Source organism: Pseudomonas sp. TKO26 (assembly GCF_003225665.1).
Taxonomy (GTDB): domain Bacteria; phylum Pseudomonadota; class Gammaproteobacteria; order Pseudomonadales; family Pseudomonadaceae; genus Aquipseudomonas; species Aquipseudomonas saponiphila.
In genome coordinates this window covers 177,372-198,451 of sequence record NZ_QKLN01000011.1, presented here as the reverse complement: position 1 = coordinate 198,451, position 21,080 = coordinate 177,372, and the positions used below count along the sequence as shown (strand labels likewise).

The 21,080-nt window shown below is 63.1% G+C and carries 20 protein-coding genes and 1 riboswitch; of the genes, 9 read left to right on the top strand and 11 right to left on the bottom strand.

The features are described from left to right. The first annotated feature begins 50 nt into the window (after nt 1-50). From DNK59_RS17935 to DNK59_RS17925, 3 genes are read left to right on the top strand one after another with little or no spacing between them, the layout of a single operon-like run. Entirely contained in the window at nt 51-1,292 is a 1,242-nt protein-coding gene (locus tag DNK59_RS17935) for a D-amino acid dehydrogenase (RefSeq protein ID WP_110724100.1), read from the top strand. 20 nt (nt 1,293-1,312) lie between these two features. Beyond that, entirely contained in the window at nt 1,313-1,663 is a 351-nt protein-coding gene (locus DNK59_RS17930) for a RidA family protein (protein WP_110724099.1), read from the top strand. 29 nt (nt 1,664-1,692) lie between these two features. Continuing rightward, nucleotides 1,693-2,595: a transporter substrate-binding domain-containing protein gene (locus tag DNK59_RS17925; RefSeq protein WP_110724098.1), complete on the top strand. Its 903-nt coding sequence runs from the start codon at nt 1,693-1,695 to the stop codon at nt 2,593-2,595. Nucleotides 2,596-2,717: 122 nt separating this feature from the next. Here the strand turns inward: DNK59_RS17925 and DNK59_RS17915 are convergent, their stop codons facing one another. Together DNK59_RS17915 and DNK59_RS17910 are read right to left on the bottom strand one after the other, a co-directional pair. After that, complete coding sequence (locus DNK59_RS17915) at nt 2,718-3,437, bottom strand: 16S rRNA (uracil(1498)-N(3))-methyltransferase (protein WP_092308900.1); 720 nt, start codon at nt 3,435-3,437, stop codon at nt 2,718-2,720. A 172-nt stretch (nt 3,438-3,609) separates the two neighbouring features. Further along, on the bottom strand, nt 3,610-5,016 hold the full coding sequence (locus DNK59_RS17910) for an adenosylmethionine--8-amino-7-oxononanoate transaminase (RefSeq protein WP_092308903.1): 1,407 nt from the start codon (nt 5,014-5,016) through the stop codon (nt 3,610-3,612). 319 nt (nt 5,017-5,335) lie between these two features. Between DNK59_RS17910 and DNK59_RS17905 the strand changes: the two genes are divergently transcribed. Together DNK59_RS17905 and DNK59_RS17900 are read left to right on the top strand one after the other, a co-directional pair. Continuing rightward, nucleotides 5,336-5,887: a cytochrome b gene (locus DNK59_RS17905; RefSeq protein WP_092308906.1), complete on the top strand. Its 552-nt coding sequence runs from the start codon at nt 5,336-5,338 to the stop codon at nt 5,885-5,887. A 32-nt stretch (nt 5,888-5,919) separates the two neighbouring features. Beyond that, nucleotides 5,920-6,516 carry a YceI family protein gene (locus DNK59_RS17900; RefSeq protein WP_060841506.1) on the top strand — a complete coding sequence of 199 codons (597 nt, stop codon included), beginning with the start codon at nt 5,920-5,922 and terminating at the stop codon, nt 6,514-6,516. A 159-nt stretch (nt 6,517-6,675) separates the two neighbouring features. On the opposite strand, the gene DNK59_RS17895 is transcribed toward DNK59_RS17900, so the two are convergent. The 5 genes from DNK59_RS17895 to ahcY form a co-directional block, all read right to left on the bottom strand. Next, nucleotides 6,676-8,535 (bottom strand): DEAD/DEAH box helicase, encoded by a 1,860-nt coding sequence (locus DNK59_RS17895; RefSeq protein ID WP_092308909.1) that lies wholly within the window; start codon nt 8,533-8,535, stop codon nt 6,676-6,678. 241 nt (nt 8,536-8,776) lie between these two features. Next, nucleotides 8,777-9,574 (bottom strand): ABC transporter substrate-binding protein, encoded by a 798-nt coding sequence (locus DNK59_RS17890; protein WP_110724097.1) that lies wholly within the window; start codon nt 9,572-9,574, stop codon nt 8,777-8,779. A gap of 56 nt (nt 9,575-9,630) precedes the next feature. Further along, the gene (locus DNK59_RS17885) at nt 9,631-10,713 is read right to left on the bottom strand and encodes a hypothetical protein (protein ID WP_110724096.1); all 1,083 of its coding nucleotides are present in this window, start codon (nt 10,711-10,713) and stop codon (nt 9,631-9,633) included. Between the two features lie 88 nt (nt 10,714-10,801). Continuing rightward, complete coding sequence (gene metF / locus DNK59_RS17880) at nt 10,802-11,647, bottom strand: methylenetetrahydrofolate reductase [NAD(P)H] (protein WP_110724095.1); 846 nt, start codon at nt 11,645-11,647, stop codon at nt 10,802-10,804. Nucleotides 11,648-11,834: 187 nt separating this feature from the next. Continuing rightward, complete coding sequence (gene ahcY, locus DNK59_RS17875; protein WP_110724094.1) at nt 11,835-13,244, bottom strand: adenosylhomocysteinase; 1,410 nt, start codon at nt 13,242-13,244, stop codon at nt 11,835-11,837. 21 nt (nt 13,245-13,265) lie between these two features. Beyond that, nucleotides 13,266-13,372, bottom strand: a riboswitch (S-adenosyl-L-homocysteine riboswitch). 188 nt (nt 13,373-13,560) lie between these two features. Between ahcY and DNK59_RS17870 the strand changes: the two genes are divergently transcribed. Continuing rightward, a complete protein-coding gene (locus DNK59_RS17870) occupies nt 13,561-13,965 on the top strand; it encodes an acyl-CoA thioesterase (RefSeq protein WP_092308921.1) in 405 nt (134 codons plus the stop codon). A gap of 65 nt (nt 13,966-14,030) precedes the next feature. Here the strand turns inward: DNK59_RS17870 and DNK59_RS17865 are convergent, their stop codons facing one another. Further along, a complete protein-coding gene (locus DNK59_RS17865; protein WP_110724093.1) occupies nt 14,031-15,290 on the bottom strand; it encodes a sodium:proton antiporter in 1,260 nt (419 codons plus the stop codon). Between the two features lie 364 nt (nt 15,291-15,654). Between DNK59_RS17865 and DNK59_RS17860 the strand changes: the two genes are divergently transcribed. Together DNK59_RS17860 and DNK59_RS17855 are read left to right on the top strand one after the other, a co-directional pair. After that, nucleotides 15,655-16,488, top strand: a complete 834-nt coding sequence (locus DNK59_RS17860; RefSeq protein WP_110724092.1) for an EamA family transporter — start codon at nt 15,655-15,657, stop codon at nt 16,486-16,488. Nucleotides 16,489-16,525: 37 nt separating this feature from the next. Then, nucleotides 16,526-16,909, top strand: coding sequence for an MAPEG family protein (locus DNK59_RS17855; protein WP_060841497.1), 384 nt, complete (start codon nt 16,526-16,528; stop codon nt 16,907-16,909). An 80-nt stretch (nt 16,910-16,989) separates the two neighbouring features. Here DNK59_RS17855 and DNK59_RS17850 read toward each other — a convergent pair whose 3' ends face one another. Continuing rightward, nucleotides 16,990-18,165 (bottom strand): murein transglycosylase A, encoded by a 1,176-nt coding sequence (locus DNK59_RS17850; protein WP_110724091.1) that lies wholly within the window; start codon nt 18,163-18,165, stop codon nt 16,990-16,992. 131 nt (nt 18,166-18,296) lie between these two features. Between DNK59_RS17850 and DNK59_RS17845 the strand changes: the two genes are divergently transcribed. After that, nucleotides 18,297-18,746, top strand: a complete 450-nt coding sequence (locus DNK59_RS17845) for a cytochrome c (protein WP_110724090.1) — start codon at nt 18,297-18,299, stop codon at nt 18,744-18,746. Between the two features lie 28 nt (nt 18,747-18,774). Here DNK59_RS17845 and DNK59_RS17840 read toward each other — a convergent pair whose 3' ends face one another. Beyond that, entirely contained in the window at nt 18,775-19,170 is a 396-nt protein-coding gene (locus tag DNK59_RS17840; protein ID WP_092308937.1) for a DUF1090 domain-containing protein, read from the bottom strand. A gap of 125 nt (nt 19,171-19,295) precedes the next feature. Further along, the gene (gene ligB, locus DNK59_RS17835; RefSeq protein ID WP_110724089.1) at nt 19,296-20,969 is read right to left on the bottom strand and encodes an NAD-dependent DNA ligase LigB; all 1,674 of its coding nucleotides are present in this window, start codon (nt 20,967-20,969) and stop codon (nt 19,296-19,298) included. Between the last annotated feature and the right edge of the window lie 111 nt (nt 20,970-21,080).

The window sequence follows — 21,080 nt, the reverse complement described above, 5'->3', positions numbered from 1 at the left end:
TGTCACCTGCCCCTAACCTTGGGCCATCGAACAACGGGCTAGGGGCAGTCATGAGTCAGCAGGTTTGCATCATCGGTGGCGGCGTGATCGGTCTGGCCAGTGCCTACGCCCTGGTCCGCCAGGGCTTCGAGGTGACCCTGGTGGAGGCTCAGGAATCCCTGGGCAGCCAGACCAGCTTCGCCAACGGCGGGCAGTTGTCCTATCGCTATGTGGCGCCCTTGGCCGATGCCGGCGTGCCCTGGCAGGCCCTGGGCTGGATGCTCAAGGGCGACTCGCCGCTCAAGCTGCGCCCGCGCCTGGACCCGGCGCAGTGGCGCTGGCTGGCGGGTTTTCTCGGTGCTTGCCGGCACTCGGTGAACCAGCGCAATGCTGCTCACCTGCTGCGCCTGGCGCTGCTCAGCCAGAGCACCCTGCAACGCTGGCGCGTAGAGGATGGCCTGCAGGGCTTCGATTGGCGGCGCAATGGCAAGCTGGTGACCTTTCGCCAGCCCGGCAGTTTCGAGCATGCCCGGCACAACCTGGCGGACAGCCGTCAGCAGCAGGTCTTGTCGGCTGCCGAATGCACCGCCCTGGAGCCGACCCTGGGAGACACGCCCTTCGTCGGTGGCATCTATACCCCGGACGAAGAAGTGGCCGACTGCCACGCGTTCTGCCAGCAACTGGCGGCGTGGCTGCGGGCTTCCGGGCGTTGCGAAATCCTCCTCGGCCAGCGAGTCCGGGCCATCCGCCATGATGGCGACCGGGTCCAGGCCATCGATCTGGGCGAGCGCCAATTGCCGGTGCAACATCTGGTGCTGGCGGCCGGTCATCGCAGCCCCGAGTTGCGCCTGCCAGGGCTCAAGCTGCCGCTGTATCCGCTCAAGGGCTACAGCCTCAGCGTGCCCATCGGCCCGCAGCACCAGGCGCCGGAAATCAGCATCACCGACTACAACCGCAAGATCGTCTATGCCCGGATCGGCCAGCAGTTGCGGGTGGCGGCCATGGTCGACATCGTCGGTTTCGATCCGTCCCCGGACCCGGGACGCCTGGCCCTGATGCGCCGGCAGGCCGAGCAGACCTTCGCCGCCGCCGGCGATTATCAGGCCGCCAGCGAATGGGCCGGCATGCGTCCGGCCACCCCCAGCGGCGTGCCGCTGATCGGCGCCACCGCCTACCGCAACCTGTGGCTCAACCTCGGCCACGGCGCGCTGGGTTTTACCCTGGCCTGTGGCAGCGGCCAGTTGCTGGGCGAACTGATCGGCCAGCGCTCCACCAGCATCGACATGCAGGGCCTGACGCCCCGCGTCGCCTGAACGTTCAAAGGAGTCTTCAGATGAGTATCCAGCGTATCCACAGCAACGAGCGCCTGAGTGGCGCGGTGACCTTTGCCGGACTGGTGTTTCTCTCCGGGCAGGTGCCGGGGGCCAGCAGCGACATCGGCGGCCAGACCCGCGAGGTGCTGGAGAAGATCGACACCTTGCTGGCCGAGGCCGGCAGCGACAAGGACCATCTCTTGAGCGCGACGATCTACCTCAAGGACATCCAGGCCGATTTCGCGGTGATGAATGAAGTCTGGTCGGCCTGGCTGTCTCCCGGCCAGGCGCCGGCGCGTACCACCCTGCAGGCGGCCCTGGCGCGCCCGCAGATCCTCGTCGAAATCAGCGTCATCGCGGTTCGTCGCTGAGCCGCCTTTACCCACAACGGAGAATAACAATGCATAAGATCACGTTGCTCGGCTGCACCCTGGGGCTGTTGTTCAGCGCGGTTTCCCAGGCCAACGAAGCGCCCCTGGAGGGCACCCTGGCCAAGATCGCCAACAGCACCAGCATTACCTTGGGTTATCGCGACGCTTCGGTGCCCTTTTCCTACGTGGGCGACAACAGCGGCCAGCCCATGGGCTATTCGGTGGAACTGGCGAGCAAGGTGGTGGAGCGCATCCAGCAGCAGTTGCAGCTGCCCAAGCTGAAGGTGAAGTACAACCTGGTGACCTCGCAGACGCGCATTCCCCTGGTGCAGAACGGCACCGTGGACCTGGAATGCGGCTCCACCGGGGTCACCGCCGAGCGGCAGAAACAGGTGGCGTTCTCCTACGGCTTCATCTACGTCAAGGGCCAGCTACTGACCGCCAAGGACAGCGGGATCAAGCGCTTCGCCGACTTGCGGGGCAAGAACGTGGTGACCACCGCGGGCACCACCAACGAGCGTTTTCTCAAGAACTACAACGTCGAGCACAAGATCGACATGTTCGTGATCAGCGCCAAGGATCACGGCGAAGCCTTCCAGATGCTGCAGAGCGGGCGCGCGGCGGCGTTCTACATGGATGACGCGCTGCTCTACGGCGAACGGGCCAAGGCCCGCGATCCGCACAATTGGGTGGTGGTGGGGGAGGAGCAGTCGCGGGAGATCTACAGCTGTATGGTGCGCAAGGACGATCCGCAGTTCCTGGCGCTGGTCAACGGTGCGCTGGCGGATCTGTATCGCTCTGGGGAAATCAACGGCATCTACCAGCGCTGGTTCCAGCAGCCGATTCCGCCCAAGGGCCTGAACCTGGAGTTCCCCATGACTGCGGAGCTGAAAGCGATCATCGCCCGGCCCACCAGCGACCCGGTGGAATAATGGATACCGGACTGTCGTAGGAGCCGGCTTGCCGGCGAAGGGGCCCTTGAGACGTGTACGGGACTGATGGGCGCTTTCGCTGGCAAGCCAGCTCCTACGGTGGGTGTTTGAACGGGGAGGGGTTAGAAATCGCCCCACAGTTGTTGGGCCACCGCCAGCGCCACCACCGGGGCGGTTTCGGTGCGCAGCACGCGAGGGCCGAGGCGGGCAGGCAGGAAGCCAGCGCCGTGGGCCTGCTGCACTTCGGCATCGGACAGGCCGCCTTCCGGGCCAATCAGGAAGGCCAGGGTCTGCGGTTTGGCATGGCTTTCCAGGGGCTGGGCCACCGGGTGCAGCACCAGTTTCAGGTCGGCCTCGGTCTGTTTGATCCAGTCCGCCAGCAGCACGGGCGGATGAATCACCGGGACTTGTGAGCGCCCGCATTGCTCGCAGGCGCTGATGGCCACCTGGCGCCAGTGCAGCAGGCGCTTGTCGGCGCGTTCGTCCTTGAGCCGCACTTCGCAGCGCTCGCTGAAGATCGGGGTGATCTCGCTGACCCCCAGCTCCGTGGCCTTCTGAATCGCCCAGTCCATGCGTTCGCCCCGGGACAGGCCCTGGCCGAGGTGAATCCGCAGGGGAGATTCTTCCTGGCCGGCAAAGCTTTCATCCAACTGCACGCGCACGCGCTTCTTGCCCACTTCCACCAGGGTGCCGCGAAACTCCGTTCCCGAGCCGTCGAACACTTGCAGTGCATCGCCTTCGGCCATGCGCAGCACGCGCCCGATGTAGTGGGCCTGGGCTTCTGGTAGTTCGTGTTCGCCGAGGCTCAGGGGGGCGTCGATAAAGAAGCGGGACAATCTCATCTGGGTTCTCTGTTGAAGGTGAATCGGTGGACAGCATTCTGTGGCGAGGGCGCTTGCTCCCGGTCGGCGGCGGGGCCGTCGTTGAATCCGCCGGGCATTCGCACAACCGGGTTTGGGGACCGCTGCGCGGTCCAGCGGGAGCAATCTCCCTCGCCACGATCAGTGACCCGCTCTAGCCCGGATCGCGAAAGCCCGGGTGGAAATCCTTGGGCACGGCCACGCTGACGCTGTCGCGGGTGGCGATGTCGATGCCTTCGCTGGCGACTTCGGCGAGGAAGTCGATCTGCTCCGGGGTGATCACGTAGGGCGGCAGGAAGTACACCACGCTGCCCAGGGGCCGCAACAGCGCGCCGCGCTCCAGGGCGTGCTGGAACACCTTCAGGCCGCGCCGCTCCTGCCAGGGGTAGGCGGTCTTGCCGGCCTTGTCCTGGACCATCTCGATGGCCAGGACCATGCCGGTCTGGCGCACTTCGGCGACGTGGGGGTGATCCACCAGGTGCGCGGTGGCGCTGGCCATGCGCTGGGACAGGGCGCGGTTGTTGGCGATGACGTTGTCCTGCTCGAAGATGTCCAGGGTCGCCAGGGCAGCGGCACAGGCCAGCGGGTTACCGGTGTAGCTGTGGGAATGGAGGAAGGCGCGCAGGGTCGGGTAGTCGTCGTAGAAGGCGCTGTAGACCTCGTCGGTGGTCATGCACGCGGCCAGGGGCAGGTAACCGCCGGTCAGGGCCTTGGACAGGCACAGGAAGTCCGGGCGGATACCGGCCTGTTCGCAGGCGAACAGCGTGCCGGTGCGGCCGAAGCCGACGGCGATCTCGTCGTGGATCAGGTGCACGCCGTAGCGGTCGCAGGCTTCGCGCAGCAGCTTGAGGTAGACCGGGTGGTACATGCGCATGCCGCCGGCGCCCTGGATCAGCGGCTCGACGATCACCGCGGCGACGCTATCGTGGTGCTCGGCCAGGGTCTGTTCCATGGCGGCGAACATGTTCCGCGAGTGTTCTTCCCAGCTCATGCCTTCGGGGCGCAGGTAGCAGTCCGGGCTCGGCACCTTGAGGGTGTCCAGCAGCAGGGCCTTGTAGGTTTCGGTGAACAGCGGCACGTCGCCCACCGACATCGCGGCGATGGTTTCGCCGTGGTAGCTGTTGCTCAGGGTGACGAAGCGTTTCTTGGCCGGTTGGCCGCGGTTGAGCCAGTAGTGAAAGCTCATCTTCATCGCCACTTCGATGCACGACGAACCGTTGTCGGCGTAGAAGCAGCGGGTCAGGCCTTCGGGGGTGATCTGCACCAGGCGCTCGGACAGCTCGATCACCGGCTGGTGGCTGAAACCGGCGAGGATCACGTGTTCCAGCTGGTCTACCTGATCCTTGATGCGCTGGTTGATGCGCGGGTTGGCGTGGCCGAAGACATTGACCCACCAGGAACTGACCGCGTCCAGGTAACGTTTGCCTTCGAAGTCTTCCAGCCAGACGCCTTCACCGCGCTTGATCGGGATCAACGGCAGTTGTTCGTGGTCTTTCATCTGGGTGCAGGGATGCCACAACACCGCAAGATCGCGTTGCATCCACTGGTTATTCAGGCCCATGTACAGTCTCCTGGAGGCAGCTCGCTGAGGGGGCGGGCGAACAATCGGGCAAGCCTATGCAATGCATGGCCGCGGGACAACCTATTGTGTAGGACGGCGACCGGGGACGGCGCAGCCCTGGGGTAAAGACGTAGCCGCTCGCTGCCAGGGCACTGGCGGCGATGGCCTCGAAAGCGTCAGAAAATGCCCTTAATCTTTTCTTAATACCTTGAGCCCAGAGTACTGATCGTATTTCTCGATATTTCAAAGCAAATTTTTTCGCTTTAATTCGATAGGTAAATCGCTAGTCTTGGTCAGCGTTTCTTACAGGATGCAACTGATGCAGTTACGTAATTCTTCTTCTCGCTACGGCTGGGTAAGCATTGTTCTGCACTGGGGCGTGGCCCTGGCAGTCTTCGGTCTGTTCGCCCTGGGCCTATGGATGGTCGGCCTCGACTACTACAGCACCTGGCGCAAAGACGCGCCGGACCTGCACAAGAGCATTGGCCTGACGCTGCTGGCGATCATGCTGCTGCGGGTGTTGTGGCGGTTTGTCAGCCCACCGCCGCCGGCGCCGGCCAACCATGGACGTCTGACCCGCCTGGGGGCCAAGTTGGGACATGGGTTCCTGTACTTGGGTCTGTTCGCGGTGATGATTGCCGGCTACCTGATTTCCACCGCAGACGGCGTGGGTATCCCGGTGTTTGGCTTGTTTGAAGTTCCTGCCCTGGTTTCCGGACTGCCGGACCAGGCAGATGTAGCAGGTGTGGTGCATCTGTACCTGGCCTGGGTGCTGGTGATTTTCGCCGGCATCCATGGCCTGGCCGCCTTGAAGCACCACTTTATCGATCGTGATGCGACCCTCACCCGTATGCTGGGTCGCAAAGCCTGATGTTCAACCTTGACTCAAAAGGAATAGAAAGCATGTTGAAAAAGACTCTCGCCGCACTGGCCATCGGTTCTGCTGTATTGGCGGCCGGTCAAGTAATGGCAGCGGACTACGTGATCGACAAGGAAGGCCAGCACGCCTTCGTCGACTTCAAGATCAGCCACCTGGGCTACAGCTTCATCACCGGTACCTTCAAGGACCTGGACGGCAAGTTCAGCTTCGACGCGGCCAAGCCGGAAGACGCCAAGATCGAAGTCAACGTGCGCACCGCCAGCGTGTTCACCAACCACGCCGAGCGTGACAAGCACATCACCAGCAAGGACTTCCTGGAATCCAGCAAGTTTGCTGATGCCAAGTTCGTCTCCACCAGCGTCAAGCCCACCGGCAAGAACGCCGACGGCAAGCTGACTGCCGACGTGGCCGGCGACCTGACCCTGCACGGCGTGACCAAGCCGGTGGTGGTCAAGGCCACTTTCCTGGGTGAAGGCAAGGATCCATGGGGCGGCTACCGTGCCGGCTTCGAAGGCACCACCAGCATCAATCGCCAGGATTTCGGCAAGATGATGGACCTGGGCCCGGCGTCCAACAACGTCGACCTGTACATCAGCTTCGAAGGTGTGAAAGCGAAGTAAATCTCGCCGCTAGTCACGAAACGCCGACCTTGTGTCGGCGTTTTGCTTTGCTGGCGAAAGCGGCGCTGAGCTTTAGCCAGTGTTCGCCGGCAAGTCGGCTCCTACGAAAAACGCCCCGGGTCTTGCGACCAGGGGCGTTTTTCATTTCAGCGCAGGGACTCAGCGATTGCGGGTCAGCAGCGCAGGCTTCTCGCCCCGTGGACGGCTTGGCAACTGGTCCAGTTGCTCAGGCGTCGGGAAACGATCGATCTTGGACTCTTTGTGCATGATCTTCGGCTGGTTGCTCCGAGGGTTCTGCACGGCCGGTTCCTGGCGGGACTGATCGTCACGGTTCGGCCGGCGATTGCGCGACTCGTCGCGACGGCCCTGGCTGTCACGCGGGGCGCCGTTGCGTGGACCGCCGTTGCGCTTGGCGGGCGCGGTGCCGGTGGTGCTGCCGTTGCTGTTGCGCGGGTTGCCGGAGCGGCCCTGGCCGCCGCCGCGAGGCGGATTGCCGGCACCGGCGCCTGCACCCTGGGCCGGAGCCCCTGGACGGCGGCCGCGGCCCTGGTTGCTCTTGTTCTGGTAGGGGCTGACGTAGTCGGCGCGGTTACCGAAGTTGTCCACGTCGTCGTCGAGGAACTCGTCCGGTGCCCGATCGGCACGGGGCGTCGGCTGGCGCTGTTCGCGAGCCGGGGTGCCTTCGCGAGGCTTCTGCTCGCGTGCCGGACGCTCGCCACGGGCCGGTTTGTCTTTGCCGCCCTTGTCCTTGCCCTTGTCCTTGCGTCCACCACCGCCGCCGTTCGGGCCGTCGCCACGCGGGCCGCGAGGATTGCGCGGGTTGCGTACGTCCGGACGCTCGCGCACTTCCGGCTTCTCGGCTTCCACGGCGCTGGCATCGAAGCCCATCAGGTCGCCATCGGCGATCTTCTGCTTGGTCATGCGCTCGATGCTTTTCAGCAGTTTCTCTTCGTCCGGAGCCACCAGGGAGATGGCCTCGCCCGAGCGACCGGCACGACCGGTACGGCCGATACGGTGCACGTAGTCTTCATCGACGTTGGGCAACTCGAAGTTGACCACGTGGGGCAGTTGGTCGATATCCAGGCCGCGGGCGGCGATATCGGTGGCCACCAGGATACGCACGTCGCCGGCCTTGAAGTCGGCCAGGGCCTTGGTGCGGGCGTTCTGGCTCTTGTTGCCGTGGATCGCCACGGCGCTCAGGCCGTGCTTGTCCAGGTATTCGGCCAGGCGGTTGGCGCCGTGCTTGGTGCGGGTGAACACCAGCACCTGTTCCCAGGCACCGGCAGTGATCAAATGCGCCAGCAAGGCACGCTTGTGGCTGGCGGGCAGGCGGAACACCCGTTGCTCGATGCGCTCCACCGTGGTGTTCGGCGGGGTGACTTCGATGCGCTCGGGGTTGTGCAGCAGCTTGCCGGCCAGGTCCGTGATGTCCTTGGAGAAGGTCGCGGAGAACAGCAGGTTCTGGCGCTTGGCCGGCAGGCGTGCGAGGACTTTCTTCACGTCATGGACGAAGCCCATGTCGAGCATGCGGTCGGCTTCGTCGAGCACGAGGATTTCCACGTGTGACAGGTCGACGCTGCCTTGGCCGGCGAGGTCCAGCAGACGGCCGGGGCACGCCACCAGCACGTCCACGCCACGGGCCATGGCCTGGACTTGGGGGTTCATGCCGACGCCGCCGAAGATGCAGGCGCTGACGAACTTCAGGTCGCGGGCGTACAGCTTGAAGCTGTCGTGCACTTGCGCGGCCAGTTCGCGGGTCGGGGTCAGGACCAGTACGCGGGGTTGGCGCGGGCCGTGACGCTGGGATTTGTCCGGGTGACCGTTGGGAAACAACCGCTCCAGGATCGGGAGGGCGAAACCGCCGGTTTTACCAGTACCTGTCTGTGCCGCGACCATCAGATCGCGACCTTGCAACACGGCGGGGATGGCCCGCTGTTGCACCGGAGTAGGCTGGGTATAGCCGGCGGCTTCGATGGCGCCGACTAAAGCCTCGGAGAGACCGAGGGAAGCAAAGGACATGAGTAATCCTGTTTTAGTGAGGGCTTGGCCCAAAGGGATAATCTTGCCGAGCGTGAATGGCGTTTAAGAGGACGCAATCCCGTCCGGTCCTGCTGGCCTGAAGGTTCATCCACCGGTGGCTCGCGCGGGCCGGATGGCTGCGCCGTAGCGGGGTGGAGAGGCCTTGAACAGGGTCCAGCGTCCGGGCGTGAGCCTGGCGGGAGGCCGGAGTATAACAGAGCATTCGATATGCGCTGCTTTCCTACTGCTCAACGGTTTTTTCTGACTCTCGGGTGGATGAAGACCTGACAGGGGGCAGAATGGGTTCCGCGCCGTACTTGGCGCTCAACTCCGCGTAGGCCGGTTCGCGCTTGAAGCGCTTGAGTTCGGCGCCGAAGCGTTGCACCAACAGGTCCATCCCGGCATTGCGGCGCACTGCCAGGTATTGGCTCTGGCGGCTGATGACGGCGGAATTCTGGCTGACCTGGTCGCGGATGCCCAAGCTGTCCAGCAGGTGCTGGCCGACCCGTTTGTCGGTGATTAGCAGGTCAATCCGCCCCAGCAGCAGCTTGCCGAAGTTGGCTTCGTGGGTCGGTGCCGGCTCGCGCTTGAACAGGGTCGATTGACTGAAGTCATCGCTGTACAGGTAGCCGGGCGAGGTGCCGATGGTCAGGCCCTTGAGCTCATCCAGATGCTTGAACGGATGGGGACGCTGCTTGGCGTAGAACATCACGAACTCGACGTCCGACAGAGGCTCGCTGGGGTAGAGCAGGGTGCTGTCGCGCTGGTCGCTGTGAAAGATGTCCAGGGCCCCGTCGGCCTGGCCGGTTTCCAGCATCGCCAGGCAGCGCTTCCAGGGCAGGAATTGCCATTCCACGTCTATCCCCAGGCGCTGAAAGACAATCGCCGTGGTTTCGTAGTCCAGCCCCATGACCTTGCCGTTTTCTTCGTAGACATAGGGCGCCCAGGGTTCAGTGACAATGCGCAGCTTCTCGCCATGGGCCGCGAGGCTCAGGCAAGTGCAGAGAAGAATGGTCAGCAACCGGGCAATGACAGACATTGCTGGAGATTACGACGGTCGCCGGTTAAATAGCTAGAGGTGCTCTAGATCACGGGCTAGTCGGGTTTTGTCTGCACCAGATGCAAGTAGATCGCCTTGCGCCGCTCACCCAGTACCAGGCGCACGATCGGATGGTTGAACCAATTTTCGAGCTGATGGTTTTCAAGGGGGCTATCGAGGCGACGTTCAACGTTCTCGCGGGCTTTTTCCCACCAGACGGGCATACAAGCCTGATCGAAGGGGTTGGAGTGTTGATAGCACCCGTAGAGGATCTCGCGCATGAACTGGCGCTGTTGCTTGGGAAGGAACAACGTCACGAGTTTATAGGCCATGCGCTGGGCCGCCGGCGGTCGTGGCAGCGTTGCGGTCACCAGGCGTGTTTCATCCAGGGCAAAGGTGCTGGTCGGATCGGCCTCATGCTTGTCGAGCCAGGCCTTGGTCTTGGCGCGAAACAACTGTTTACGGCTCCAGTAGTGATGGATCAGGTCGGGGCATTCGCGTACCTGGGTGGTGCGATAGGCGGCTACCGACAGACAGAACTCTTCTAGCGTGTAGGCACCCTGTGCCAGAGGGTAGAACTCGTCCATCAAGGCGATCGATTGCTCAAGAATGCCTGCATCGGCGCGGTCGAGTCCGATGACGCCGGAGTTGAGCAGTGGCATCTGATCATCCGCCAGGTTTCTCTGGCGCAGCACGCCAGCCAGGGTTTGATACAGCCCGGCTTCTTTGTTGCTGCCGTATTGCAGGCCGAAGGCATTGCAAAGCAAGGATCCGGGCTCGATACGCCGGAACAGCGCCAGCGGCGAGCAATGGAAAAAGGTATCGGTGTCGATCAGCAGGGCCCGTTCAGACTCCTGCAGCACCTGCTGCATCACTACGTGCTTGGCACGGAAGTGGTAGCCATGAGGTGCGATCCATGTCTTGCGGGTGTCCTCGTCGAGCTCACGCACTCGAACCGGCAAACGCTGGTAAGGCGCCGGGTTGTCGGTAAAGACCTGAATGTCCAACCCTTCTCCCGGTGTTTCGCGCAGGCCGGCCAGGGCACTGGCAATGCTGAACACCGCCTCCTGGTGATAGGTGTTGGCACCATAAACCAGGTAAATCAGCTGAGGGTTTGTGGCAGGGCGCGTTGTCGACATCTACAGCGATCATCCATGGAGAAAGTGATTGGGGTGAAAAAAAGGCCCTGGATTTCGCCAGGGCCTCCTTGCCAAGTGCTACGCCATTTCAGCGCGGCAGCTTCAGGTTGTTCCAGATCGCCAGGCTCGGGTCGGCCTGGTTAAGGGTATAGAAATGCAGGCCCGGAGCACCGCCTTGTAACAGGCGTTCACACATTTCGCTGATCACCTGCTCGCCAAAAGCCTGGATGCTGGCGCTGTCATCGCCGTAGGCTTCCAGCTGCTTGCGGATCCAGCGCGGGATTTCGGCGCCGCAGGCGTCGGAGAAGCGCGCCAGCTTGCTGTAGTTGGTGATGGGCATGATGCCCGGCACGATCGGAATGTTCACGCCCATCTTCTGCACACGCTCGACGAAGTAGAAGTAGCTGTCGGCGTTGAAGAAGTATTGGGTGATCGCGCTGTCGGCGCCGGCATTGGCCTTGCGGACGAAATTGCGCAGATCGTCTTCGAAATTGCGCGCCTGTGGGTGCATTTCCGGGTAAGCGGCGACTTCGATATGGAAGTGGCTGCCAGTCTCTTCGCGAATGAAACTCACCAGGTCATTGGCGTGGCGCAGCTCACCACTGGCCATGCCCATGCCCGAAGGCAGGTCGCCGCGCAGGGCGACAATGCGCTTGATGCCGGCTGCCTGGTACTGCTGGAGCAGGCCACGCAGGTCGTCCTTGCTGTCACCGACGCAGGACAGGTGGGGCGCCGCGGGAATTTTTACTTCGCTCTCCAGTTGCAGCACGGTGTTGACCGTGCGATCACGGGTCGAGCCGCCGGCACCGTAGGTGCAGGAGAAGAAGTCGGGGTTGTAGCCGGCCAGTTGACGGGCAGTGGCGAGCAATTTTTCATGCCCAGCATCGGTCTTGGTGGGGAAGAACTCGAAGCTGTAACGACGTTCTTGGGACATGGAAGGGGTCTCCAGCTGCAAGTTGCGAGCGACAAGCGGCAAGAACAGCGGGGATGCGCTCGGCTCTTGTGCCTGATGCTGGCTGCCTTCAGCTGTTGTAGCTGTTAGGACAAGCATAGGGCCGGTTGCGGCAAGCTGGGCTTTTGGCCCCTGCTTGCCGCTTGCGGCTCAAGGCTTGCAGCTGATCTTAGTAACGGTAGGCGTCCGGCTTGAATGGGCCTTCGACGGTCACGCCGATGTAGTCAGCCTGTTGCTTGGTCAGTTGAGTGACCACGCCGCCGAAGCCGCGAACCATTTCCAGGGCCACTTCTTCGTCGAGTTTCTTCGGCAGGACTTCAACGGTCAGGCGCTCGGCTTTCTGGGCCGGCGACAGGTCGGCGTATTTCTGGCCGAACAGGAAGATCTGCGCCAGTACCTGGTTGGCGAACGAGCCGTCCATGATACGGCTTGGGTGACCGGTGGCGTTGCCCAGGTTCACCAGGCGGCCTTCGGCCAGCAGGATCAGGTAGTCGTCGTTCTGTGGGTCGAAGTCGCCGTGGCCGGTGCGGTGGATCTTGTGCACCTGTGGCTTCACTTCTTCCCATGCCCAGTTCTTGCGCATGAAGGCGGTGTCGATTTCGTTGTCGAAGTGGCCGATGTTGCAGACCACGGCGCGCTTCTTCAGGGCCTTGAGCATGTTGGCATCGCAGACATTGACGTTACCGGTGGTGGTCACGATCAGGTCGATCTTGCCCAGCAGGGTCTTGTCGATGCAGGCTTCGGTGCCGTTGTTGATGCCGTCGATGAACGGCGAAACCAGTTCGAAACCGTCCATGCAGGCTTGCATGGCGCAGATCGGGTCGACTTCGGACACCTTGACGATCATGCCTTCCTGACGCAGGGACTGGGCCGAGCCCTTGCCCACGTCACCGTAGCCGATGACCAGCGCTTGCTTGCCGGACAGCAGGTGGTCGGTGCCGCGCTTGATGGCGTCGTTCAGGCTGTGACGGCAGCCGTACTTGTTGTCGTTCTTGCTCTTGGTCACCGAGTCGTTGACGTTGATCGCAGGAATCTTCAGCTCGCCCTTGGCCAGCATGTCCAGCAGACGGTGCACGCCGGTGGTGGTTTCTTCGGTCACGCCGTGAACGCGTTCCAGCACCTGTGGGTATTTGTCGTGCAGCAGCTGGGTCAGGTCGCCGCCGTCGTCGAGGATCATGTTGGCATCCCAAGGCTGGCCATCCTTGAGGATGGTCTGCTCCAGGCACCACTCGTACTCTTGTTCGGTTTCACCTTTCCAGGCGAACACCGGAATGCCGGCGGCGGCGATGGAGGCAGCGGCCTGGTCCTGGGTCGAGAAGATGTTGCAGGACGACCAGCGAACTTCGGCACCCAGGGCAACCAGGGTTTCGATCAGCACGGCGGTCTGGATGGTCATGTGGATGCAGCCGAGGATCTTCGCGCCCTTGAGCGGCTGTTCGGCCAGGTATTTGCGGCGCAGACCCATCAGGGCCGGCATTTCCGACTCGGCGATGATGGTTTCGCGACGGCCCCAGGCGGCCAGGGAAATATCGGCGACTTTATAGTCGGTAAAATCTGCAGGCGTGTTTACAGCGCTCATCAAGAGCCTCCATTCGTAGTGTGCGAATGGGCGCCGTTGTGCGTTTAGGGTCGATACAGGGAAGCCCGTACCGACAACGCCCCATCCGAGCCTGACAGGTCATGCCTGCTGCAGCGCCCCTCGGACGGGTGGCGGGAAAACGGTATCAAGTGCAGATGACCGTTTTGAAACGGTGGCGATTATAGCTTTCTTTAAGCGGCAAGGTGCAAGCCACAAGCAGCAAGTAAGAGCAGCTCGGTTTTTACTTGCAGCTTGTGGCTTGAAACTTGAAGCTGGGAGCGTCAATTGCACTCGTTCAAGCACCCTGGAGTCCCCCATGAATTTCCACACCCGCAAGTGGGTCAAGCCTGAAGACCTCAACCCCAACGGCACGCTGTTCGGCGGCAGTCTGTTGCGCTGGATCGACGAAGAGGCGGCGATCTACGCCATTGTCCAGCTGGGCAACCAGCGGGTCGTCACCAAGTACATCTCGGAAATCAACTTCGTCAGCGCCTCACGCCAGGGTGACATCATCGAGTTGGGCATCACCGCCACCGAGTTCGGTCGCACCTCCATCACCCTGACGTGCGAAGTGCGCAACAAGATCACCCGCAAATCCATCCTCACGGTGGAGAAGATGGTCTTCGTCAACCTTGGTGAAGATGGCCTGCCGGCGCCCCATGGGCGTACCGAAATCAAATACGTCAAAGACCAGTTCAAGGATGACGCCGCCGACGCCTGAGGCCTGGCGCAGAAAAGCGCGGTCCCGGGGCGGCGGCGCCCGATCCATGGTTGATCAAGCGATGATCAATGGGCTTGCGCCTTGGCCACCGGGGCATCCTGGGTGACATGGCGTACCAGCCTGCCGATGCTCAGGCCCTGCAACAGGATCGACGACAGCACCACGATGTAAGTGATGCTCAGTACCAGGTCACGCTCCGGCCCCAGGGGCAAAGCCAGCGCCAGGGCCACCGAGACGCCGCCCCGCAGGCCGCCCCAGGTCAGCACGCGGATGGTGCCCCGGGGCACGCTGCGCCAGCGTCGCAGCAGCAGGATCGCCGGGGCCACGGTGAGCAGGCGCGAAAGCACGATGGCTACCGCCAGCAGGCTTGCGGCCGCCAGGTGCAGCCAGTTGAACGGCAGCAGCAACAGTTCCAGGCCGATCAGGGCGAACAGCAAGGCGTTGAGCATGTCGTCCAGCAGTTCCCAGAAGCCGTCCAGGTAGCGCCGGGTCATGTCGTTCATCGCCAGGTTGCGCCCCAGGTTGCCGATGATCAGGCCCGCCACCACCATGGCAATCGGCGCCGAGACGTGGATCTCGCTGGCCATCGCCGAGCCGCCGATCACCAGGGCCAGCGTCAGCATCACCTCGATCTGGTGTTGCTCGATGCTCTTGATCATCAGGTACACCAGATAGCCGATCAGCCCGCCGAACAGCACGCCGCCAATGGCTTCATGCACGAACAGCCAGGCAGTGGCGGCCACCGTCGGGGTTTCACCCAGTTGGGCGATGCCCAGCAACACGGTGAACACCACCACCGCGGTGCCGTCGTTGAACAGCGACTCGCCGACGATGGTGGTCTTCAGTGGTTTTGACGCGTTGGCGGTGCGCAGTACGCCCAGCACCGCAATGGGGTCGGTGGGGGAGATCAGCGCACCGAACAGCAGGCAGTAGAGGAAACTCACGTGCCAGCCGAACAGGCCGAAGATCCAGTAGGCCAGGCTGCCGATGACGAAGGTCGCGATCAGCACGCCCACCGTGGCCAACAGGCCGATGGGCCAGCGATAGCTGCGCAGGTCGTTGAGGTTGACGTGCAGGGCGCCGGCGAACAGCAGGAACGAGAGCATCCAGTTCATCAGCAGATCGCCGAAGTCGATCTTGCCGATCAGTTCCTCGACGTGTTCCTCAAGGCCTGGGAAGCCCAGGTAACTCAAGCCCTGCAGCAACAGCGAGAACAGCAGGGCGGTGACCATCACGCCGATGGTCGGCGGCAGGCCGATAAAACGGAAATTCACATAAGTGAGCAGGGTGGTCAGGCAGATAAAGGCGGCGACAAGTTCAAGCATCCGGACTCCTTTGGATGATCGCAGGGAAAAAAGCTTCAAGTGACGAGCTTCAAGCGGCAAGTGTGCAGCGTCTGGCCAGGGGCCTGAGGTGGGTCGTGCCGGGGTTTACCCGCCCCATTGACCGCAGTAGTGGCACGATGTTGCAGGCACTTGCCTAAAAAGCGGGTTTCGGCACCCGGCTGCGGGTGGCGTTGGGCAGCAGGGCCATGCTGACGAAGTGCCTGCTATCGCTGCCAGAAATGCCGGCGGCCCGTGCAGGCAGGCCAGCATCATGCGAGGATTCGCCCTCGGCGGCCGGCGCAAGTATAGGCAGCCGGGGACGCAGGATGAATCGATTCTCTTTCGGGCCAACAGGGAGTGTGCGGTGCTGGCGACAAGTCTGGTTCTAGTGGCGGCGCTGCTGCATGCGGCATGGAACACCCTGATCAAGTTCAGTGGCGAGCGCCTGTTGGTGGTGGCCTGCATGGACAGCGTGGCTCTGTTGTTCGTGGCGAGCATGCTGTTTTTCCTGCAGTGGCCGCCGTTGGAACTCTGGCCCTGGATCATCGCCTCGGCGGCCTTCGAGCTCTTGTATCGCTATCTGTTGATCCAGGCGTATCGGGTGGGCGACCTGGGGCTGGTCTATCCACTGATGCGCGGTCTGTCGCCCCTGGTGGTGCTGGCCTTGACCCTGATCTTTGCCGGTGAGGAGCTCACTATCCGGCAGATCCTCGGCATCCTGCTGATTCCCTTAGGCATGCTCTGCCTGCTCTGGCAGGGCGGCGGCGGGGCGCGCCTGCCCTGGAGCATGTTGCCGGTGGTGGCGTTGATCGGCCTGTGCATCGGTTGCTACACCTTCATCGACGGCCAGGCCTTGCGTCGCTGGTCCCATCCGCTGGACTACCTGACCTGGGTCACCTTGCTCAGTGCCTGGCCCTTTCCTCTGCTGGCCATGGTCTGCAAGCGCCCGGCCTTCGTCCTGTTCTGGCGCGAACAATGGCGCCTGGGGCTCAGCGTCGGATTCTGTGTGCTGTTGAGCTATGCCCTGGTGCTGTGGGCCATGCAGCTGGGGTCGATTGCCGAAGCGGCGGCGTTGCGCGAGATCAGTGTGATTTTGGTGGTGCTGTTCGGCATGCGCTACCTGAAAGAACCTTTCGGCCGGCCACGGCTCTTAGCCTGTGGGATGGTGCTGATCGGCATGTTGGTGATGAAGTTCTGAAGACCCCCCTGAAAACTTAAAAAAAAGGATGTGCTCCATGACTGTCGCTTTCTGGTGTGTGTTGATCGCAATTGTCCTGCCGTATCTGTGTACCGCCATTGCCAAGGGCGCCGGCAAATACGGGCTTCGTTACAACCATGATCCGCGGGCGTTCCTCAACACCCTGGAGGGGCTGCCCAAGCGGGCCCACAACGCGCAGCTCAACGGTTTCGAGGTGACCCCGGCATTTGCGGCGGCGGTGATCATCGCCCACGTGGCGGGCAACGCTGAGCTGGTGACGATCAACGTGCTGGCGGTGCTGTTTATCACCAGCCGCCTGCTGTACATGATCTGCTACCTAGCGGACTGGGCGATCCTGCGCTCCCTGGTGTGGTTCGTGGGCATGGGCCTGATCGCCAGCTTCTTCTTCGTTTCAGTCTGAGACACCCTCTTGCTGGAGCCGGCTGCCGGCGATGGCGACTGTCAAGACGCTTTCGCCGGCAAGCCGGCTCCTACAATGGGTCACGGGGTGTCGGGCACTTCCGGCACTTTGGGCAGTGCCGCGCCCTTGGGCCAGAGCATCCAGATCTGCCCCTGTTGCTTCATGTCGCCGGCCAGTTGCCCGGCCGCCTCGCCAGTGCCCCAGAACAGGTCAGCACGGACTTCGCCGGTAATCGCGCCGCCCGTGTCTTGCGCGGCCACGGGGCGTATCAGGCTGCTGCCATCCGGGCGGGTGGTGGATAACCACAGCAAGCTGCCCAGGGGAATCACCTTGCGGTCCACCGCGACGCTGTAGCCGGAAGTCAGCGGCACGTTCAATGAGCCACGGGGGCCTTCGTTGCTGTCCGGGTTGCGGTTGAAGAAGACGTAGCTGGGGTTGCTGCCCAGCAGTTCGGGAATCCGCGTCGGATGAGCCTTGGCCCAGGCGGCGATGGTGCCCATGGTCACGTCTTCTTTGTTCAATTCGCCCTGCTCCACCAGCCAACGGCCGATGGGTCGGTACGGATGGCCGTTCTGGTCGGCATAACCGATCCGCAGTTGGCGTCCGTCGTCCAGCTGGATCCTTCCCGAACCCTGGATCTGCAGAAACTGCAGGTCCATCGGATCGGTCAGCCAGGCCAGCACCGGAGCCTTGACTCCCTTGGTTTCGATGGTCGCCGCATCGTCATAGGGCTTGAGTACCCGGCCTTCGAGCCGGCCTCGCAGGCGCTTGCCCTTGAGTTCCGGATAGAGGCTGTCCAGGGCGACGATGATCATGTCGTCCGGCACCCCGTACACCGGCACGTTAGCGCTCGGCGTCTGGGTCAGGCTGCCGGGATACACCGGTTCGTAGTAGCCAGTGATCAGGCCGGTGCTGCTACCGCTGCCCGAGCGCAGGCCGTAGACCTCCAGGTGCTCCTTGAGAAAGCTGCGGATGGCTGTCGGGGTCTGCGGCACATCGGCCGCTGCCGTGCAGGTGGCGCCCCAGATCGGATCGGCCTTCAAGCGGGTGCAGGCACTGCGCCAGGCGCCGAAACCGGCCAGCAGGTCGTTGTCGGCGACGCTGGGCAGGGACTCCCAGGGGGCACTGTTGTAAGTGGCCAGGGCGTGGGTCTGCGGGACCTTGCTGGTGTCGCCGCCGTTGCAGCCGGCGAGCAGCGCCAGGGCCGGCAGGGCCCAGAGCAGGTGGCGACGCCAGCGGAGGAAGCTCGGGTTCATGCTGTGTGTCCTTGGGAGGTATCCATCAGCGGCATGACGATGGACAACCCCTATTGTTAATAGGGCTATTGGTGTTTGCCGGGGAGGCGAGGATACTGGCCGCCGTTTCCGTGACCTGACCTGAAGCCACCATGACGCTAAAAAGACTTTCCGTTGTATTGCTGGCCTGCCTGACGCTTTCCGCCTGTGGCGGTGTCGACCCCAACTCGCCCCTGGGCCAGCGCAAGGCGATCTTCAAACAGATGCTCAAGACCGGCGAGGACCTGGGGGGCATGCTGCGTGGGCGGATTCCTTTCGACGGCGCACGTTTTGCCGAAGGCGCGGTGAAGCTGGATGCCTTGTCCCATGAGCCCTGGAAGCATTTTCCCGAGGTCCGGGAAGAGGACCACAGCAGCGCCACCGATGATGTCTGGCGCAAGCAGACGCGTTTCCAGGAGCTGGCGCGCAGCCTCGAAGCGGCCACCGCCGAGTTGGTGACCATCAGTCAGGTCCAGCCCTACAAGGCCAGCAATCTGGGGCCGGCCGTGCAGAAAGTCGAGGATGTCTGCAGTGCCTGCCACAAAGAGTTTCGCAATCATTGAGTGACAGCGTTGCCAGGGAGGGCGACGGTTACTTGTCCAGTTCGTCCAGGGCTTGCTGCAGTTCCTTGCGCGACTCGGCGAGCTTGTCCTTGCGCTTGTTGATCTTCTCCGAGTCGCCTTTCTTCATGGCCTTTTCCAGGTCGGCCTGACGCCGGCTGACTTCATGCTTGGCTTCCAGCACCTTGTTTTCCCGATCCTTCTTCAGCGAAGCATCGGTGCAATGGGCGGTGACTTCGCTCAGGGCACGCTCCAGGCCGGCCTGCTGATCGCTGTTGCCGTGGGCCTTGGCCTGTTCGATCTGGGTCATGATGGCCTGGCGCTTGGCGGCGCAGCCGGTCAGTGGCTGGGCTTGTTCGGCGGCCAGCAGGGGCGCGCTCATCAGGCTGCACAGGGTCAGGGCAGCGAGGGAGGGAAACAGTTTCATGGAAGGCTCCAGGTGAAAAAAGATCAAAAAATAACCAATGAAAAAATACTGACTGTCATACCGGGAATGGGCTGTTGGAGCGCATTCCTGCCGGGGTGGTTCAATTTGCGCCCCCGGATAGCGGCCTAAAAGCCGTTGACTCCGGCCTGATTCAGGGTTGCCTGCAAGGCCAGCACCTGGGGGTCGCGAAAAAACGCCACCAGTTGCGCGGCCCGATCGGGGCCGACACCGGCTTCGTCCTGCCATTCCAGGCTGTTGCGTGAAGCCAGAACCTGCCACGGACCGTTCAGTTCGGCCGAGCCGCTGGGTGGCAGGCCCAGGGCCTTGAGCCAGCGTGCGAAGGGGCGCTGCCTTGCCTGTTGCAGACTCTCGATCAGTCGCAGGCTGCTGCGTGCGCCGAAGCCGGCAATGGTAGCAAGCTCTGCCTGATCCAGGGTCAGCCAATCCAAAAGGCCTTTGATACGGCCTGTTGCAACCAGCCTGGCCCAGGTTTGTTCGCCGACATTGTCCAGGTGCAGCCCCTGTTTGCCGCTGAGCCAGGTCAGGCGGGCGACAAACTGGCCCTCGCATCCGGGTGTTGGTCGCCAGCAGCTCAGGGCATGAAAGTCTTCCGGCGCTGGCGCCTGGATCGCTTGGCGTTGCTGGCTCCTGAGGACCACGCCATCCAGGCGGGGCAGGGTCAGTCCGGCGAGGCTGATGGCCACCTGGTCGCCGGGCAGGATATCCAGGGCTTGCCAGCGTTGCAGCGAGCCGACGCTGACGTGACGGATCTGTCGGTCATCGAGGAGTACCGGGTCGATGTCGAGCAAGGGACTGATGCGCCCGGTACGGCCGATCCGGAAGCGCACCTGGCGCACATTGGCCAGGGCCTGGGCATAGGGGTATTTCCAGGCCGCGATCCAATGTGGGGCCCTGGCCTGCCAGCGTTCGGCGGCAGGGCGCAGGCTCTGGCGCAGGATGATGCCGTCACTGGCGAAGGGCAGGGGCGAACGGTACCAGTGTTCCCGCCAGTGCCGGGCCTCGCTGAACCCGCTGACCGGGTGGCTGTATTGGGCACCTTCGGTGAAGCCCAGCAGCGCCAGTTGCTCCAGGCGTTCACTCAGGGTGGCGGGGCCTTGGGGCCAGTCCCAGACGAACAGGCCGATTTGTGCTGCCTCTGCCGCCGACAGGTGTTTGCGTGCCAGCCATCCGGCGACCCGGCTGCGGGCGTTGAGGCTGCCGGAGCGGGTCTGGATATGTTGCTCCAGGCGTTGATAGAGCTCTCCCTGCAAGAGCAGGTCCACGGGCTGGGGCAGTTGTTTGGGGATGGCCGCGATCTGCCGGGCACGGGCGCTCCAGTCCTGGCCGTGCAAGCCATCGCCCCGGCTCAGTGCCTGGTGGAAACGGCCCTTGCGGTAGATCAGGGTCACCGCCACGCCATCGACCTTGGGCTGAGCCCAGATGCCTTCACGGCCTTTCAGCCAGAGCTGTACCGCGTTGTCGTCGGGGAGCTTTTCCACTCCAGTGTGGGCGATGGGGTGGGGCACGGGGCCCCGGGCGCCGAGCAGGGAAGGGGCTGCGGCGACGGGAAGCAGGGGGAAGCATCGCTGCAGGCTGGTCAGGCGCTGCCGTGACTGATCATAGAGCTCATCGGCCACGGGCGATTGGCCGTGTTGGTGATAGCGGGTGTCCCAGGCCTCTAGCTGTTGTCGCAGTGCGGTGAGTTCCCGTTCGGCCTGGGCACTGGGCCAGTCGGGGCATTGGGCCAGGGCGGGCAGGCCGGTGAGGGTCAGGAGCAGTAGAAAGAGTCTTGGCAGCATGGGGAGCGTCCTTGCTCTGAATGGGCATGCCTTGAAGGGTAGGTGGGCGTGGGGCGGTTTTTCGGCGGGGTGGTTGCGGGGTGTTTCATGGCGGCCTGGGGGGGCTGGCTC